Origin of the sequence: Arthrobacter sp. GAS37 (genome assembly GCF_044908325.1) — a bacterium.
GTDB classification, from domain to species: Bacteria; Actinomycetota; Actinomycetes; order Actinomycetales; family Micrococcaceae; genus Arthrobacter; species Arthrobacter ramosus.
Map to the genome: position 1 here is coordinate 124,318 of NZ_JBIYDB010000009.1, position 17,716 is coordinate 142,033.

15 protein-coding genes are annotated in these 17,716 nt (G+C 65.6%); 12 read left to right on the forward strand and 3 right to left on the reverse strand.

Going from position 1 to position 17,716, the window contains the following annotated elements:
* Positions 1-36: 36 nt before the first annotated feature.
* On the reverse strand, positions 37-1,125 hold the full coding sequence (locus tag ABH924_RS10360) for an acyl-CoA desaturase (RefSeq protein ID WP_234753156.1): 1,089 nt from the start codon (positions 1,123-1,125) through the stop codon (positions 37-39).
* A 184-nt stretch (positions 1,126-1,309) separates the two neighbouring features.
* On the opposite strand from ABH924_RS10360, the gene argC reads away from it, so the two are divergent.
* From argC to ABH924_RS10405, 9 genes are all read left to right on the forward strand, one after another.
* Positions 1,310-2,341: an N-acetyl-gamma-glutamyl-phosphate reductase gene (gene argC / locus ABH924_RS10365; RefSeq protein ID WP_404498565.1), complete on the forward strand. Its 1,032-nt coding sequence runs from the start codon at positions 1,310-1,312 to the stop codon at positions 2,339-2,341.
* Positions 2,338-3,504 carry a bifunctional glutamate N-acetyltransferase/amino-acid acetyltransferase ArgJ gene (argJ, locus tag ABH924_RS10370; protein WP_404498566.1) on the forward strand — a complete coding sequence of 389 codons (1,167 nt, stop codon included), beginning with the start codon at positions 2,338-2,340 and terminating at the stop codon, positions 3,502-3,504. The genes argC and argJ overlap by 4 nt, the downstream gene beginning before the upstream one ends.
* A 12-nt stretch (positions 3,505-3,516) precedes the next feature.
* Entirely contained in the window at positions 3,517-4,461 is a 945-nt protein-coding gene (gene argB / locus ABH924_RS10375) for an acetylglutamate kinase (RefSeq protein ID WP_404498568.1), read from the forward strand.
* On the forward strand, positions 4,458-5,789 hold the full coding sequence (locus tag ABH924_RS10380; protein WP_404498570.1) for an acetylornithine transaminase: 1,332 nt from the start codon (positions 4,458-4,460) through the stop codon (positions 5,787-5,789). Before argB ends, ABH924_RS10380 begins: the two co-directional genes overlap by 4 nt.
* Positions 5,786-6,808 (forward strand): ornithine carbamoyltransferase, encoded by a 1,023-nt coding sequence (gene argF / locus ABH924_RS10385; RefSeq protein WP_404498572.1) that lies wholly within the window; start codon positions 5,786-5,788, stop codon positions 6,806-6,808. Before ABH924_RS10380 ends, argF begins: the two co-directional genes overlap by 4 nt.
* Positions 6,808-7,344, forward strand: coding sequence for an arginine repressor (locus ABH924_RS10390; protein ID WP_078105637.1), 537 nt, complete (start codon positions 6,808-6,810; stop codon positions 7,342-7,344). The genes argF and ABH924_RS10390 overlap by 1 nt, the downstream gene beginning before the upstream one ends.
* Positions 7,345-7,447: 103 nt before the next feature.
* Positions 7,448-8,653: an argininosuccinate synthase gene (locus ABH924_RS10395; RefSeq protein WP_404498575.1), complete on the forward strand. Its 1,206-nt coding sequence runs from the start codon at positions 7,448-7,450 to the stop codon at positions 8,651-8,653.
* Complete coding sequence (gene argH / locus ABH924_RS10400; RefSeq protein WP_404498577.1) at positions 8,653-10,068, forward strand: argininosuccinate lyase; 1,416 nt, start codon at positions 8,653-8,655, stop codon at positions 10,066-10,068. The genes ABH924_RS10395 and argH overlap by 1 nt, the downstream gene beginning before the upstream one ends.
* A gap of 125 nt (positions 10,069-10,193) precedes the next feature.
* Positions 10,194-10,931: a maleylpyruvate isomerase family mycothiol-dependent enzyme gene (locus ABH924_RS10405; protein WP_404498579.1), complete on the forward strand. Its 738-nt coding sequence runs from the start codon at positions 10,194-10,196 to the stop codon at positions 10,929-10,931.
* Here ABH924_RS10405 and ABH924_RS10410 read toward each other — a convergent pair.
* Positions 10,837-12,402 carry an AlkA N-terminal domain-containing protein gene (locus ABH924_RS10410; protein WP_404498581.1) on the reverse strand — a complete coding sequence of 522 codons (1,566 nt, stop codon included), beginning with the start codon at positions 12,400-12,402 and terminating at the stop codon, positions 10,837-10,839. The two genes, ABH924_RS10405 and ABH924_RS10410, sit on opposite strands and share 95 nt — an antisense overlap.
* Before the next feature lie 94 nt (positions 12,403-12,496).
* Between ABH924_RS10410 and ABH924_RS10415 the strand changes: the two genes are divergently transcribed.
* A complete protein-coding gene (locus ABH924_RS10415) occupies positions 12,497-13,147 on the forward strand; it encodes a DNA-3-methyladenine glycosylase (RefSeq protein ID WP_404498583.1) in 651 nt (216 codons plus the stop codon).
* A gap of 17 nt (positions 13,148-13,164) precedes the next feature.
* Here ABH924_RS10415 and ABH924_RS10420 read toward each other — a convergent pair whose 3' ends face one another.
* Positions 13,165-13,800: a GNAT family N-acetyltransferase gene (locus ABH924_RS10420; RefSeq protein WP_404498585.1), complete on the reverse strand. Its 636-nt coding sequence runs from the start codon at positions 13,798-13,800 to the stop codon at positions 13,165-13,167.
* A gap of 158 nt (positions 13,801-13,958) precedes the next feature.
* Here ABH924_RS10420 and ABH924_RS10425 point away from each other — a divergent pair, with 158 nt between their 5' ends.
* Together ABH924_RS10425 and tyrS are read left to right on the forward strand one after the other, a co-directional pair.
* Positions 13,959-16,187 (forward strand): AAA family ATPase, encoded by a 2,229-nt coding sequence (locus ABH924_RS10425; protein ID WP_404498587.1) that lies wholly within the window; start codon positions 13,959-13,961, stop codon positions 16,185-16,187.
* 44 nt (positions 16,188-16,231) lie between these two features.
* A complete protein-coding gene (tyrS, locus tag ABH924_RS10430; RefSeq protein WP_234753169.1) occupies positions 16,232-17,542 on the forward strand; it encodes a tyrosine--tRNA ligase in 1,311 nt (436 codons plus the stop codon).
* Positions 17,543-17,716 lie beyond the last annotated feature (174 nt).

A 17,716-nucleotide genomic window follows, 5' to 3' on the forward strand; every position in this document is an offset into this window, starting at 1 on the left:
TTCGCCGTAATGTGCCCGGGTGGTCTTCCGGGCGTGTCAGCCCCTGCCGTGCGCGGATGCAACAGGGCAGTCAAAGCCGCGGCCCGCGGCGAGTCCTACCTCATTGAGGTAGCGCACGACGATGGCGTACGACTGCATCAACGTGGTTTCGGTGTAGGCAATGGAGTGCTTCTCGCAGTAGCTTCGAACGATCTCCGAGGCGCGGCGCAAATGGGGGCGGGCCATGTCGGGGAACAGGTGGTGTTCCGCCTGGTGGTTGAGGCCGCCCAGGAGGATGTTCATGAAGGGCCCGCCGGAGATGTTCCGGGCAGTCAGAATCTGGCGACGCAGGAAATCGACGCGCGAGTCGGTCGGCAGAACCGGCATGCCCTTGTGGTTCGGTGCGAAGGAAGCACCCATGTAGAAGCCGAACACCATGATCTGGACGCCCAGGAACGCAAATGCCATCCCAAGCGGCAGGAAGGTGAAGGCGAGGACCGGCAGTGCGAGAAGCCGTGCCAGAAGGATGGGGGTCTCTACCCAGCGGTGCTTGATGGCTCCGGGCCGGCAGATGTACATCAGCGACTCCCACTGCAGGCTGATGCCCAGCAGCATGAGGAGCGGGAAGAAGAACCAGCCTTGCCGGCGCGTGAGGAACGCGAAGCGTCCCTGCCTGCCTGCGGCGGCTTCAACGTGGAAGGCCAAGGCTCCGGTCTTGATGTCCGGGTCCTTGGAAATCACGTTCGGATTGTTGTGGTGTGCGCCGTGCTTCTGTTCCCACCAGGAGTAACTGATGCCGGCAACCGAAGTGGCCAGGATGCGGGCGGACCAGTCATTGGCCCTGCGGGAGGCAAAAATCTGGCGGTGGCCGGCCTCATGGGCCAGGAAGCTCAACTGGGTGCAAAGGATGCCCAGGGCAGCGGCGATGAGAAGCTGGTACCAGCTGTGGCCGATCAGCGCGAAGCCGAACCAGGTACCGGTCAGCAGGAGGACCAAAGCAGCAAAAACGCTGATATAAAAGCCGACGCGGCGCTTCAAAAGCCCTTCCGCGCGGACGGTCTTGAGGAGCTCGGAGTAGCTGAGGACGACGGCGTTGGGCGGCCGGACGCCCTTAGTGGGACGTTCCGTGGTGGAAGTCGGTGACATATGCAGTTGCCCCGTAACAAATAGCGGGCAACGCTGCAACCGACGATCGGCTGCACGGTCTAGATCACCCTCTATTCAGCATACGCCCCCAAAGCGCCGTGCCGGGATGTGCCCTCGTTGGGGCTTAGAAAAGGTCGTGCATAAATATCGGCAACCATGAATAGTTTTGCTGTATAGTCGTGCCATGACTATTTCTGTTGCCGTTTCCGGTGCCAGTGGCTATGCCGGGGGAGAGGTGCTGCGCCTCCTGGCAGGCCATCCGGACGTCACCATCGGTGCCATCACTGCGCACAGCAATGCCGGTTCCAGACTAGGGGAGTTGCAGCCGCATCTCCATGGTTTGGCCAGCCGGATTCTCGAGGACACCAGCGTGGAAAACCTCGCCGGGCACGATGTGGTGTTCCTGGCGCTCCCGCACGGAGCTTCCGCCGGGATCGCGGCACAGTTGCCGGAAGGCACGCTGGTGATCGACGCCGGCGCGGACCACCGGCTCGAAGACCCCGCGGCATGGGAAAAGTTCTATGGCTCGGAGCATGCAGGGACCTGGCCTTACGGGCTGCCGGAACTCCCCGGCCAGCGCGACGCCCTGAAGGGGGCGAAACGGATTGCCGTGCCCGGCTGCTACCCGACGTCGGCCCTCCTCGCCCTCACGCCCGGCTTCGCCAACAAGCTTCTCCAGCCGGACGACGTCGTGATTGTTTCCGCCTCCGGCACCTCGGGCGCCGGCAAGGCTGCCAAGGTGAGCCTCATCGGTTCCGAGGTCATGGGCTCCATGAGTCCCTATGGCGTGGGCGGCGGACACCGCCACACCCCCGAGATCGAACAAGGACTTTCCAACGCCGCCGGTGAACCGGTCACCGTGTCCTTCACTCCTACCCTCGCGCCTATGAGCCGCGGCATCCTGACCACGGCAACGGCCAAGGTCAAAGCCGGCGTCACCGCTGCCGAACTCCGCAATGCCTGGGCTGAAGCGTACGACGACGAACCGTTCGTCCACCTGTTGCCCGAAGGCCAGTGGCCCACCACCAAATCGGTGCAGGGTTCCAACCATGCCGTCATGCAGTTGGCTTTCGACGGGCACTCCGGCCGCGTGGTTGTCACGTGCGCCATCGATAACCTGACCAAAGGGACCGCCGGCGGCGCTGTGCAGTCCATGAATATTGCCCTCGGCCTGGACGAATCCGCCGGCCTCAACGTCCAAGGAGTTGCCCCGTGACCATCACCGCCCCACAGGGATTCCGGGCCGCCGGCGTCAAAGCCGGCATCAAGGCATCGGGCAATCCCGACCTCGCCCTGGTTGTCAACGACGGCCCCCTGAAAGCAGCAGCAGCCGTTTTCACCTCCAACCGCGTCGCCGCGGCTCCCGTGCACTGGTCCCGCCAGGTTCTCTCCGACGGGCGCGTTGACGCAGTGGTGCTGAATTCCGGCGGCGCCAACGCGTGCACCGGTCCGCAGGGATTCCAAAATACGCACGCTACGGCCGAGAAAGTGGCGGCCGTCCTCGGGATCTCCGCCTCCGACGTCGTGGTCTGCTCAACCGGCCTCATCGGTGAGCAACTGCCCATGGACAAAATCATCCCGGGCATCGACGCAGCGTTCGCGGAGCTCTCCGAGAACGGCGGTCCCGCGGCCGCCACGGCGATCATGACCACGGACAGCGTGGCGAAGGAAGCAGTCTTCACCGGCACCGATGCCGCAGGCAACACGTTCACGGTCGGGGGCATCGCGAAGGGCGCCGGCATGCTGGCACCGGGCCTCGCAACCATGCTGGTGGTGCTCACCACTGATGCCCAGGTCCCGGCGGAAGAGCTCGACGTCGTGCTCCGCGACGCTACGCGCGTCACCTTCGACCGCGCGGACTCGGACGGTTGCATGTCCACCAACGACACTGTCGTCCTGCTGGCCTCCGGGGCCTCTGAGGCCATCCCGTCCGCCGAGCAGCTTGGTGCCGGAATCACCCAGGTCTGCGCCGAGCTTGCCCGCAAGCTGATCGGTGACGCCGAAGGCGCCAGCCACGACATCGCCATCCGCACGTTCAACGCGGCGAGCGAGCGCGACGCCGAAATCGTCAGCCGTTCCGTGGCCCGCTCCAACCTCTTCAAGACCGCCATCTTCGGCAAGGACCCCAACTGGGGCCGCGTCCTGTCCTCGGTGGGCACCACGGACGCCGTCTTCGAGCCGGACCAGCTCAACGTCTCCATGAACGGCATCCAGATCTGCCGCAACGGCAGCATCGGCGGCGACCGCAATCTGGTTGATCTCGAGCCCCGCGAGGTGCTCGTGGAAATCGACCTGCAGGCCGGCGACGCCGAGGCCACCATCTGGACCAACGACCTCACGCACGAGTACGTGCATGAGAACAGCGCCTACTCGAGCTAGACGGGGATGACCATGACTGCGCACACCCGCGAAAATACGTCGATGAGCGATGCCCAGGACAAGGCGGCCACCCTGATCGAGGCGCTGCCGTGGATCCAGCGCTTCGCCGGCACCACCATGGTGATCAAGTACGGCGGCAATGCCATGGTCAACGAGGAACTCCGACGCGCCTTCGCCGAGGACATCGTCTTCCTGCACCACGTGGGCATCCACCCCGTTGTCGTGCACGGCGGCGGCCCGCAGATCAACTCCATGCTGGGCCGGCTAGGCATCGAGTCCGAATTCAAGGGCGGCCTGCGCGTCACCACCCCCGAGGCCATGGACGTGGTCCGCATGGTGCTCACCGGACAAGTAGGCCGCGAACTCGTGGGCCTCATCAACTCCCACGGACCCTACGCCGTCGGCATGTCCGGTGAAGACGGCGGACTCCTGCGTGCCGTACGCACCGGCACCGTGGTGGACGGGGAAGAAGTGGACCTGGGCCTGGTGGGCGAAGTGGTGGGTGTTGATCCCACGGGTATCGAGGACATCCTCGACGCCGGCCGCATCCCGGTGATTTCCACGGTTGCCCCCGAGATCCTTGACGAAGGGGACGGCACGGGCTCTACTACGGGGCAGGTCCTCAACGTCAACGCGGACACCGCGGCTGCGGCGGTTGCCTCAGCGCTGGGCGCATCCAAGCTCGTCATCCTGACCGACGTCGAGGGTCTCTACGCCAACTGGCCGGACAAGTCCTCGCTCATCTCCTCGCTGACGGCCACGGAGTTGCGGGAGATGTTGCCGCGCCTGGAGTCCGGCATGATCCCGAAAATGGCCGCCTGTTTGAAGGCCATCGATGAAGGAGTGGAGCGGGCGCACATCGTGGATGGCCGCCTGCCGCACTCCATGCTCCTGGAAACCTTTACGACCGCGGGCATCGGAACCCAGGTTGTCCCCGACGAGGAAGTGAACTCATGACCGCCAACGAAGCAGAACTGGTCGAAACGCCCGCAAACGCTATAGCTGGGCACAGCACGGGAGCCGACTGGCTGGCCCGCTACTCGTCTTCGCTCATGGGCGTCTTCGGCACTCCGCAGCGGGTCCTGGTCCGTGGTGCAGGGGCCCTTGTGTGGGATGCCGACGGCAAGGAATACCTTGACCTCCTGGGTGGCATTGCCGTCAACGCCCTGGGCCATGCCCACCCGTTCGTCACCTCGGTCATTGCGAGCCAGCTGGCCACTTTGGGCCACGTCTCCAATTTCTTCACGAGCCCCACGCAGATCGCCCTCGCCGAGAAACTGCTGGCCATCACCAAGGCTCCTGCCGGATCCAAGGTGTTCTTCGCCAACTCCGGCACCGAGGCCAACGAGGCTGCGTTCAAGCTGGCACGCCGCAACAGCGAAGCGCCTGCCGGTGCCAAGTCAGCCAAGCGCACGAAGATCATTGCCCTTGAAGGTGCCTTCCACGGCCGCACGATGGGTGCGTTGGCGCTGACTGCCAAGGAAGCGTACCGGGCGCCATTCGAGCCGCTGCCCGGCGGCGTCGTCCACCTTCCTTTCGGCGACATCGAGGCCCTCCGTGCCGCCGTCGACGAAACCACGGCCGCAGTGTTCCTCGAGCCCATCCAGGGCGAAGCGGGCGTCCGCCCGCTCAGCGTCGAATACTTGCGGGCGGCCCGCGAAGCCACCACCGCTGCCGGCGCGCTGCTGATCCTGGACGAGGTCCAGACCGGCATCGGCCGGACAGGCAAATGGCTGGCCAGCGAAGACACCGGAATCGTCCCCGACGCCGTGACCCTCGCGAAGGGCCTGGGCGGCGGCTTCCCCGTCGGCGCGCTCATCACCTTCGGCGAGCCGACGTCGTCGCTCCTGACGGCAGGCCAGCACGGCACCACGTTCGGCGGGAACCCGGTGGCCACGGCCGCCGCACTCGCCACCCTGCATGCCATCGAAAACCAGGGCGTGCTGGCGAACGTGCTCAACGTCGGCGCTCGCCTGCGGGCAGGACTGTCCGACGTCGACGCCGTCACCGAAGTGCGGGGCGAAGGCCTCCTGATCGGTTTCGACCTTGACGCCGACATCGCGCCAGCCATGGTGACCGCCGCGCTCGACGCAGGCTTCATCATCAACAGCCCCGGCCCGCGCACCATCCGGCTGGCTCCGCCGCTCATCCTGACCACCGAGCAAGCCGACAGTTTCCTCGACGCGCTGCCCGGCATCATCAAGGCTGCGGCAGCCCAGACCGCTGCCCCCCTGAACGCTGCACCCCTGAACGCTGCACCCCTGAACGCTAAGGACGCACAGTGAACACCGCCACACGTCACTTCCTCAAGGACACGGACCTCACTCCGGCCGAGCAAGCCGAAGTGCTCGAGCTCGCAGTACGGATGAAAGCCGCTCCGTACAGCGTCCAACCGTTTGCAGCTGCCGGCAATGGGCGCAAGACCGTCGCCGTCATCTTCGACAAGACCTCCACCCGTACCCGCGTGTCCTTCGCCACCGGCATCGCCGACATGGGTGGCAACGCGCTCATCATCAATCCGGGCGAGGCGCAGATCGGCCACAAGGAGTCGGTGGAGGACACGGCGAAGGTCCTCGAACGCATGGTCTCCACCATCGTGTGGCGCACTTCGGCGCACTCCGGCCTCGTAGCCATGGCCGAAAACTCCAGAGTTCCCGTCATCAATGCCCTGTGCGATGACTACCACCCCTGCCAGTTGCTGGCAGACCTCCTGGCAGTCAAAGAGCACAAGGGCGAACTCAAGGGCCTCACCATGGCCTACCTGGGCGACGCCGCGAACAACATGGCCAACTCCTACCTGCTGGCGGGCGTCACGGCGGGAATGCACGTCAGGATCTCGGGTCCGGAAGGCTACCTGCCGGCCGCCGACATCGTTGCGGCAGCGGATGAACGCGCCGCCGAGACCGGCGGTTCCGTGCTCATCACCACCGACGCCACGGAAGCCCTCCGTGGTGCCGACGTCGTCGCTACCGATACCTGGGTGTCCATGGGCCAGGAAGCCGAAAAAGAAGCCCGCATGCAGCTCTTCCGCGAGTACTCGGTGGACGAGGCCGCCATGGCACACGCCGCACCGGACGCCGTCGTGCTCCACTGCCTGCCCGCCTACCGAGGCTATGAAATCTCCGCCGGTGTGATCGACGGGCCCCAGTCCATCGTCTGGGACGAGGCCGAGAACCGCTTGCACGCCCAGAAGGCGCTCATGGCCTGGCTGATGCACAGGTCGGGACTCGCATTCGTCGACGGGCTTTCCCCCGTTGAAGGTACCGTTCCTCCCGGAAAAAGCGCTGCGGAGAGCACGTTCTAGTGTCCACCCATCCTGCGTCGCAAGGCGCCAGCCCCGCCACCAAGACTGCCCGGCAGGCGCGGATCACCGCGATCCTGACGGGTCAGTCGGTGCGCTCGCAGGCTGAGCTCGCGGCCTTGCTGGCGGACGACGGCGTGCAGGTCACCCAGGCGACCCTCTCCCGGGACCTGGTGGAACTGGGGGCGGTCCGCGTGCGCGGCAAGGACGGTGCACTGGTCTACGCGGTGCCCGGCGAGGGCGGTGACCGCAATGCGAAGAGCGGTGTCACCCAGGAAATCCTGGACGCGCGCCTGTCGCGCCTCTGCGGCGAGCTACTGGTCACCGCCGAGGCTTCGGGCAATATCGTGGTGCTGCGGACCCCGCCGGGTGCCGCCAACTTCCTCGCCTTGGCCATCGACCACTCGGTGATGCCGTCTGTATTGGGTACGATCGCAGGCGACGACACCTTGCTTTTGGTTGCCAGGGATCCCGACGGCGGCGCTGAGCTGGCAGCCCGATTCCTCCAGCTGGCCCAGGAAGCCGGACCGGGGAACTAGTCCAGACCGGCAACTGAACCACCCGGCAACGTTCCACCCGGGCCTTCGGCCCGACCCAAGCATTTGACTCAAAAGAACCAAGCAACAACAAAGGAGCACTCTCGTGACTGAGCGCATTGTTCTGGCCTACTCCGGTGGCCTTGATACTTCCGTAGCCATCGGCTGGATCGGTGAAGCCACCGGGGCCGAGGTCATCGCCGTGGCCGTCGACGTCGGACAGGGCGGTGAGTCGCTGGAGACCATCCGCCAGCGCGCCCTCGGCTGCGGCGCCGTCGAGGCTTACGTGGCCGACGCCCGCGACGAATTCGCCAACGAATACGCCATGCCCACGCTGAAGGCCAACGCCCTCTACCAGGGCCACTACCCGCTGGTTTCGGCAATTTCACGTCCCGTGATCGTCAAGCACCTCGTCAAGGCCGCCCGCGAATTCGGTGCCACCACCGTTGCGCACGGTTGCACGGGCAAGGGCAACGACCAGGTCCGCTTCGAGGTCGGCATCCAGACTCTGGGCCCGGACTTGAAGTGCATCGCACCCGTCCGCGACCTCGCCCTGACCCGCGACAAGGCCATCGCCTTCGCCGAGGAAAAGGGACTGCCGATCGAGACCACCAAGAAGAACCCGTACTCGATAGACCAGAACGTCTGGGGACGCGCCGTCGAAACCGGCTACCTCGAGGACATCTGGAACGCTCCCACCAAGGACATCTACGACTACACGGCCACCCCGGAATTCCCGCCGGCCCCGGACGAAGTCACCATCACCTTCGAAGCAGGTGTCCCGGTAGCCATTGACGGCGTCAAGCACACTCCGCTCCAGGTCATCCAGGAACTGAACCGCCGCGCCGGTGCCCAGGGCGTTGGCCGCATCGACGTCGTCGAGGACCGCCTGGTCGGCATCAAGTCGCGCGAAATCTACGAAGCTCCTGGCGCCATGGCCCTCATCACCGCCCACAAGCACCTCGAGGACGTCACCATCGAGCGCGAGCAGGCCCGCTTCAAGGCCACGGTCGGCCAGCGCTGGTCCGAGCTGGTCTACGACGGCCTGTGGTTCTCCCCGCTCAAGCGCTCCTTGGACGCTTTCATCGAGGACACCCAGAAGTACGTCTCCGGCGACATCCGCATGGTCCTTCACGGCGGCCAGGCCATCGTCAACGGCCGCCGCTCCGACACCTCGCTCTACGACTTCGACCTCGCCACCTACGACACCGGCGACACCTTCGACCAGTCGCAGGCCAAGGGCTTCATCGAGCTGTGGGGGATGTCCTCCAAGGTCGCCGCAGGCCGCGACCTGCGGGTTTCGGGCCAGTAATGACGTCGGCAACAAATGAAGGCGCTTTGTGGGGCGGCCGGTTTGCTGGCGGCCCCGCGGATGCGCTTGCCGCACTGAGCAAGTCCACGCACTTTGACTGGCGGCTGGCCCGCTACGACATCGCCGGCTCCAAGGCCCATGCCCGTGTGCTGCACAAGGCGGGGCTGCTGGACGACGCCGAACTCGAAGGCATGCTCGCGGCACTCACCCTTCTGGATGACGACGTCGCGAGCGGCGCCTACCAGCCCGCCGAGAGCGATGAGGACGTCCACGGTTCCCTCGAACGCGGGCTCATTGAGCGCGCGGGAACCCACTTGGGCGGCAAGCTCCGGGCCGGGCGTTCGCGCAACGACCAGGTGGCCACGTTGGGCCGCATGTTCCTGCGCGACCACGCCCGCATCATCGCCCGCGGTGTGCTCGCCACGATCGACGCCCTCGTTGAGCAGGCCAAGGCCCACAAGGGCGTTGCCATGCCTGGACGGACGCACCTGCAGCATGCCCAGCCTGTCCTGTTGAGCCACCACCTGCTGGCCCACGCCTGGGCACTGTTGCGCGACGTGCAGAGGTTCCAGGACTGGGACAAGCGCGCCGGTGTCTCGCCGTACGGTTCCGGTGCCTTGGCCGGTTCCTCGCTCGGCCTGGATCCCGAGGCAGTCGCCGCGGATCTCGGGTTCTTCTCGGCGGTCCACAACTCGATCGACGGCACCGCATCGCGCGATGTCTTCGCCGAGTTCGCATGGATCTGCTCGATGATCGGCATCGACCTGTCGCGGGTCTCCGAGGAAATCATTCTGTGGGCTACCAAGGAGTTCTCCTTCGTGACGCTCCATGATTCGTACTCCACGGGGTCTTCGATCATGCCGCAGAAGAAGAACCCGGATGTTGCCGAACTCGCCCGCGGCAAGGCGGGGCGCCTCATTGGCAACCTGGCCGGCCTGTTGGCAACGCTCAAGGGCCTGCCGCTCGCGTACAACCGCGATCTGCAGGAAGACAAGGAACCGGTTTTCGATGCCGCGGACACTTTGGAAGTGCTGCTCCCGGCCGTGTCCGGCATGATTGCCACGCTCACCTTCAACACCGAGCGCATGGCTTCCCTGGCGCCACAGGGCTTCGCGCTCGCCACGGACATCGCCGAGTGGCTAGTCCGCCAGGGCGTGCCGTTCCGGGAAGCCCACGAGCTCTCCGGTGCCGCGGTGAAGCTGGCTGAAGGACGCAGCGTTGAACTGTGGGACCTCACGGACGAAGAGTACGCGGGCATTTCGGAGCACCTGACCCCCGAGGTCCGCACCGTGCTCAGCACCGAAGGTTCGCTCAACAGCCGCAACTCACAGGGCGGAACGGCGCCGGCCGCCGTCGAGCGCCAACTGCTTGCCCTCGAAGCGGAACTCGCAGCGGTACGGGGCTACGCGGGGTAAGCAAAAAGGGCTCACGCCGGTGGGCATCTCGCGGCAGTGTTTTTCGCAAACGCTGCCACGAAATGCCCGCCGGTGTCAGTTAATCCTCGTTAACATGCGTTAACTCTGTCGGATACTATGGCGCTATGACCGAGATCACTACCTCAGCGCTTCTTGCCGAGCTCCACAAAGCAGCCGGCACTGTCACCGACGTCGTCGCCAAACTCGACGACGCCGATGTTGCAGCTCCCTCCGAGCTGCCCGGGTGGACCCGCGGCCACGTGCTGGCTCACATTGCCGGCATCTCGAACGCCATGGCCCGCCAGCTGGAATACGCCGCCCGCGGCGAGACCATCGACATCTACGACGGCGGCTACGAGGGCCGTACGAAGGCCATTGAGCTGGCGGCGAGCCACAGCCACGCTGAACACCGTGCCGCCACGGACGCGGCCCTGACCCGGGTTCTGAGGGCCTTCGACGGACTCGTGGAGTCCGGCTGGAACACCCGGATCAGCTACCGGGATGGAACAGTGCTTGACGGCGGTTTGGCCCTTTGGCGCGAGCTGGTCATCCACGTCTCGGATCTGGGAACAGGCCGCGGCCCGGAGACCTGGAGCCGGCAATTCTGCGAGCATCTCTTCGATTTCCTCTCGGCCCGTGTTCCGACGGACCAGAAATTCGTGCTTCAGCCTTTGGGGCTTCCGCAGCTCGTCATCGGATCGGGCCGGCAGTCCGTCGCGATCAACGGCATGATCACGGATATCGCGGCCTGGCTCGCCGGGCGGACGCCTAACCTGGGGAGCCTGCGGGCCTCTGCCGACGCGGACGGTGTTGACTTGCCGGAACTTCTCCCGTGGCCATCGAGCGTTCCCGCGGCGCATTAGCGCTGCCGCGTTTGCTTGCCGCTGCCCGCCACAGGTGCATCGTGGCGTAGGAACGCCACGGGCTGACGTTCCGGAAGTCGGCAGGCAGGCCTTCCGCGGCCGCTAGGTTCTTGAGGCCGTTCCGAACCGCGGCATCGTTGGCAAGGAAAACGTCCGGATCGCCGATGACCCTCATCGCCACGTAGCCCACGGTCCACGGTCCGACGCCGGGCAGCGGCAACAGCTTGTCCGCCAGCGTGTGGCGGTCATCGCCGTAGTCAAAGTCGAGCTCCCCGCCGGCCATGGCTGCTGCTGCGGCCAGCACGGAGTCTATGCGGCGCTGTGGGCCCCTCAGTAGTTCCCAGCCCGAGTGGGCGATCTCCTCGGCCGTGGGAAACAGACGATCCAGGCCCAGTGCGTGTCCTGCGTGCCCTTCCGGCAGGCGGGTTCCAGCGTCGGAAAGTTGGGTCAACGCCGTGCGGGCGGCGGCTACTGTGATTTGCTGGCCGATTATCGCGCGGACGAGGAGCTCCTGGGGATCCACGGCGCCGGGGACCCTGATCCCGGGCGTATCGCCAACTGATGGGCCGAGCCTGGCATCGGAGGCCAACGCCTCGTCCACGGCGACGGGATCGGCGTCGAGATCGAACAATCGCCGCACCCGGCTTAGGAGCACGGGAAGATCGTGGAGATCCAGGGTGCTGGCGGCGAGGGTCAGCGCGCCGCCGCGCGCCCCGGCGTCGTACTCCACCGTGAACGCCGCATTGCCGTGGGGCAAGCGGAGGGTTCGCGTATAGCTGCTGGAGTTCGCCAGCTCGACGCCGGGAACCGCGCGGGCCGCGAGGAAATCGAAAATCCCCGTGTCGAAAGGCTCCCGGTGCGGGAGCGTGAGCGTCAGGGACGTCGCCTCGCCCTGCCTGCCGTGATGGCCCAAGGGCTTCGCGGTGGCCCGGAGCGCTGTAGGAGTCAGGGCGAAGACTTCGTTGATGGTGTCGTTGAACTGGCGGACACTGTTGAACCCGGAAGCGAACGCCACGTCCGAGAGTTTCATCGAGGTCGAGACCAAGAGCGTCCTGGCCGTCTGCGCACGGCTGGCCCGCGCCAAGGACAGCGGCCCGGCACCGAGTTCGTGGCTGAGGATCCTGTTGAGCTGGCGGGAAGAGTAGCCCAGCCTGGTCGCGAGTCCTTCGACGCCCACCCGGGAAATCGCGCCGTCGTTGATGAGCCGCATCGCCCTGCCGGCGGCGTCCGAGCGGAGGTTCCAAGCAGGCGTGCCCGGAACCGCCTCCGGGAGGCATCGTTTGCACGCTCTGTACCCGGCCTCGTGCGCCGCGGCCGAGGTTTCGTAGAACGTCACGTTTTCGGCCTTGGGTGTCCGTGCCGGGCACGACGGCCGGCAGTAGATGCCCGTCGAGCGGACGGCGGTGAAGAACTGGCCGTCGAACCGGGGATCCCGCGCATCGATGGCACGGTAGCGTTGCCAAAAGTCCATGGCTTCATCCTTTCAGCATCGGCAGGCTCTTCCTAGCGGAAATCGGACATTGCCGGCGGCGGATCCAGTTGGCGGTTTTTGCTAGGGTCTGGGCATGACAACGCAGAGCCAATCCACGGAGGCCATCCGGGCCATTCTTTCCGGAGATCCGCGGGACGTTGCCCCTTTGCTCCTCGGCGCCGTGCTGAGCCACCGGACTCCTGAGGGCACGGTGTCCGTGCGGCTCAGCGAGGTGGAAGCGTATCTGGGTCCGCGGGGCTCGGCCCATCCCGATCCTGGCTCCCATACCTTTGGCGGCCCCACCGCCCGGAACGCACCCATGTTCGGTCCGGCCGGCCACCTGTACGTCTACTTCACGTATGGCATGCACTATTGCGCCAACATTGTCTGCGGTCCCGACGGCGTTGCGTCCGCGCTGCTGTTGCGGGCAGGGGAGGTGGTAGCCGGGCAAGCCCTGGCACAGTCCCGCCGTCCGGCGTCGAAGTCGCTGACCGACCTCGCCAGCGGGCCCGCCCGGCTTGCCTCCGCTATGGGGCTGACCACGGCGGACAGCGGCCGCGATGCCCTGGCTGAGCCGTTCGGCCTCGAACTTCCGGTCACGCCGGCGGCCCCATCAGCGGTCGCGAGCGGTCTCCGCGTAGGAGTATCCGGCGACGGCGGTTCCGCCGACTACCCGTGGCGGTTTTGGCTCGACGGGGACCCTACGGTGTCCCGCTACAAGCCGGGCCGCAGCCGCGCCGTCTAAAGCTCTCGGCGGAATCCTCAAGCGGCGTGTTCGGTGCGGGTCGGTTCGGCGACATACGCACAGTGGTTGTCGGGCACTTCGAAGGGCGCCAGGCGGCCAAGCAAGGACTCGCGCACGTGGGGCCATTCGTCGCGCAGGATCGAGAAAACGGCGGTATCGCAACGGCTGCCGTCAGGAGCGAAGCGGTGCCCGCGGAGCGTGCCCTCGTAGCTGGCCCCGAGCCGCTGAATGGCCGAGGCGCTGCGCGTATTGCGGGCATCGCAGCGGAACGCAACCCGGTGGACGTGCAGCACATCGAAGGAGTAGGCCAGCAGCAGTTGCTTCGCGGCCGGATTCACATGGCTACCCCAGAACGGGCGCCCGTAAAAAGTGCCGCCGATTTCCAAGCGCTGCTGGCGGGGACTGTACTCGCACAGGGAGGAGGTTCCGAGCAGGGCTCCAGTCCGCTGCTCGACGACGGCGAACGGAATGGTTGCCGGATCTTCGAGGCGGGCCGCGAAGAGTTCGGCCAGTTCCGCGGCGCTCAAAGGCTGCTCAGCGGCCATGCCGGACCACATCCCGGAGTCCACAAAATCGAAGAGCGGACCGGCATGTGCGGAGGAGAGTGGGACCAGGCTGATGCCGTGTCGCGTAAGGGCAACGTCGTGCTGCATTGCAGCATTGAAGCACCACTGGGTGCGGATGGAAAAGCTCAGGAGGTTAGCGCAGGGTGAACATTGTGTGACGCACCGGCGTGCGGGCAGTTTCACACGCGTCAAGCAAAACCGCTGTAGAATGGACGGTCCGTCTTTTTCGATAGGGGAACGTTTCGATGCACGACGCTGATTTGATCCACGAGCGGGAGTACGTGGCCGGTCTCTACTCGCGCCTGGATGAGCTGCGGGAGGAAAAGCGCCAACAGTTGGCGCAGGTCCGGCGCGCCGGAGCGGTGGGCACGATGCAGAACGTTTCCGAAAGGGACGCCTTCGCGGCACTGTACGAGGACCGCCTCGCCCAGCTCGACGCCGTCGACGACCGTCTCGTGTTCGGGCGCCTTGACCTGGACACCGGAGAGGCGCAGTACATCGGGCGCATCGGACTGTCCACGGCGGATCTCCAGCGGCTTATGGTCGACTGGCGCGCCCCGGAAGCCGGCCACTTCTACCAGGCGACCGCCTTCGACCGGCAGGGCGTCCGCCGTCGTCGTCACCTGATCCTGCAAGGCCGCGAGGTCAAGGCGATCGAAGACGATGTCCTGGATGCCAGCATGCTGGCGGACAACGCCTCGCTCCAGGGTGAGGGCGCACTCCTTGCCGCCCTGAATTCCAAGCGCACCGGCCGCATGTCGGACATCGTCGGCACCATCCAGTCCGAGCAGGACCGGATCATCCGTTCGTCCATGTCGGGCGCCTTGGTTGTCCAAGGCGGTCCCGGTACCGGCAAGACGGCCGTCGCGCTCCACCGCGCCGCCTACCTGCTGTACACCCACCGTGACCGCCTGAAGTCCGCGGGCGTGCTGCTCGTTGGGCCTTCGTCGTCGTTCATGCACTACATCGAGCGGGTCCTGCCTTCCCTCGGCGAGACCGGCGTCGTCATGGCGAGCCTGGGCCGCCTCATGCCGGGTATCCATGCCGTTCCGGAGGCGGATCCCGACGTCGCAGCGCTCAAGGGCAAGCTGAACATGGCAGAGGTCATTGCCAATGCCGTGGCCAACCGGCAGCGGACTCCCGCCGAGGACCGCATCCTCGAGGTCGATTCCCGCAAGCTCACGCTGTCCGTGCGGCAAGTCCGCCGCGCCCGGGACAGGGCACGCGCCACAGGCAAGCCGCACAACGAAGCACGCGTGACGTTCGTGAAGATCCTGCTGCGCGAACTCACGGAGCAGCTGACCGAGATCGTCGAGGAATCGAACATCGGCAACAATGCCGACCGTTCCTACCTCGCCGAAGACGTCCGCTCGGCACGCGATGTCAGGATCGTCCTGAACCTGTGCTGGATGCCCATGACGCCCGAGAAGCTCGTTTCCGAGCTTTTCAGCAAGCCGGCCATCCTGGAAGCCTGCACCCCGCACCTCACACCGGCGCAGCGTGCCCTCTTGCTCCGCCCCGCGGATGCGCCGTGGACGGAAGCCGATGTTCCGCTGCTCGACGAGGCGGCTGAGCTCCTCGGCGAGCTGGATCCTGCCGCGGGCAGGGGACTGGCACAGCAAGAGCACGACCGTGCCCGCGACATCGCCAACGCCAAGCAGACCCTGGTCAACATGGAGGCCATGGGCGTCGACGTGTTGATGACGGCCGAGGAACTGGCGGACCAGAACCAGGAACGCGAAACGCGACTGACAGCGGCAGAACGGGCCACGAGCGACCGTTCGTGGGCGTTCGGACACATTGTGGTTGACGAAGCCCAGGAACTCTCGCCCATGCAGTGGCGGCTTTTGGTCCGCCGCTGCCCGTTGAAGTCCTTCACGATCGTCGGCGATATCGCCCAGACGAGTTCCTCTGCCGGCGCGAATTCCTGGCAAAGTGCCCTCGCGCCGTCGTTCGGGGACCGCTGGCAGCTCGAAGAGCTCACCGTCAACTACCGCACCCCCTCGCAGATCGCCGAAGCGGCAGTCCGTATGGCGAACCGCGCAGGGCTGGTTGTCTCGGCTCCCAAAGCCGTGCGTGAAGGCAAATGGTCGCCCATCGTGGACCGCGTCGACGAAGCGGGGATGGTGGACCGGCTCGTCGAGGTCCTTCCGGAAGAACTGGAAGCGATCGACGGCGGCCTCCTCGCCGTGATCGCCGACGGCGCCCTCCTGCCTCGGGCTGCAGCCGCCCTCCGTGGCGTGTATGGCCACCGCGTGGGCACCGGAGCGGGCAGCTACTCCCAGGACATCGTGGTCATCAGCCCCAAGGAAGCCAAGGGCCTCGAGTTCGATGGCGTCGTTGTTCTTGAGCCTGCTGCCATGCTGAACCACGAACACGGGAAGGTGGGCGATCTCTACGTCGCCATGACCCGTCCGACGCAGCGGCTGCGCCTCATCACCGCCGCACCGTTGCCTGCGGGTATCGAGCGCTGAGCCATGCAAGCAAGCCCTACGGCAATCCTGCTAACTTAGAACTCGTGTCACATGTAAACAACCTCGAGTCCCAGCACAACGACCCGGGCTTTGCCAATATCTGGCAAGAGCTCAAATGGCGCGGCCTTATCCACGTTTCCACTGATGAAACGGAATTGGAAAAGCTGCTCGGCGGGGACCCGATCACGTATTACTGTGGCTTCGACCCCACGGCTCCGTCCCTGCACCTTGGCAACCTTGTCCAGCTCCTGCTCATGCGCCGCCTGCAGTTGGCCGGCCACAAGCCGCTCGGCCTGGTGGGCGGCTCCACCGGCCTGATCGGCGATCCGCGCCCGACGGCGGAACGCACCTTGAACACCAAGGACACCGTTTCGGAGTGGGTTGGCTACCTTCAGGCCCAGGTCCGCCGCTTCCTCAGCTTCGAGGGGGACAATGCGGCACGCATGGTGAACAACCTTGACTGGACCGCGCCCCTGAGTGCCATCGATTTCCTGCGCGAAATCGGCAAACACTTCCGCGTGGGTACCATGCTCCGCAAGGATGCCGTTGCCTCCCGCCTCAGCTCCGATGAGGGCATCAGCTACACCGAGTTCAGCTACCAGATCCTGCAGGGCATGGATTACCTCCAGCTCAACCGCGACTACGGTTGCGTGCTGCAGACCGGCGGCTCGGACCAGTGGGGCAACCTCACGAGTGGCACGGAGCTCATCCGCAAGGTCGACGGCAAGGTTGTCCACGCCCTGGGCACACCCCTCATTACCAACTCGGACGGCACCAAGTTCGGTAAGAGCGAAGGCAACGCCATTTGGCTGGACGCCCACATGTGCAGCCCCTACGCCTTCTACCAGTTCTGGCTCAACACCGCGGATGCCGACGTCGTTGACCGCCTCAAGGTCTTCACTTTCCTTAGCCGCGCCGAGATTGAGGAACTTGGAGCCGCTGTTGCCGAGCGCCCGTTCGCCCGCGAGGGCCAGCGCAGGCTCGCCTACGAAGTCACTTCGCTGGTGCACGGAGTCGATGCGACGGAAAAGGTGATCGCTGCTTCGGCTGCGCTGTTCGGCAATGGCGATCTCTCGGTTCTGGACGAAGTGACCTTGGCGTCCGCAACGGCCGAGCTGCCGTCTGCCTCGATCGGCGCGGACGGCCTGGGCATCGTCGACCTCCTGGTTGCTTCCGGACTCTCCGAGAGCAAGTCCGCTGCCCGACGCACGGTGGGGGAGGGCGGCGCCTACGTGAACAACAGCAAGGTGACCGACCCCGACGCCGTGATCGACCAGGCGGAACTGCTTCACGGCCGGTACCTTTTGTTGCGCCGCGGGAAGAAGAATCTGGCCACTGTCGAAGTGACCGTCTGACGCCTTCTGACTCCACGGCGTATTCCTCTCTTGTGCGGGGGTGTGCCAAGACGGACTATTGCACGCTCCTCAGGGCCGACCCTGTTGCCTCATTGCAATACCTCCGGGAAGAGTAATACGTTGCCTCATTTGAAAACCTCCGGATGGGTGGTTTCGTTGCCTCGGTGAAGTGCC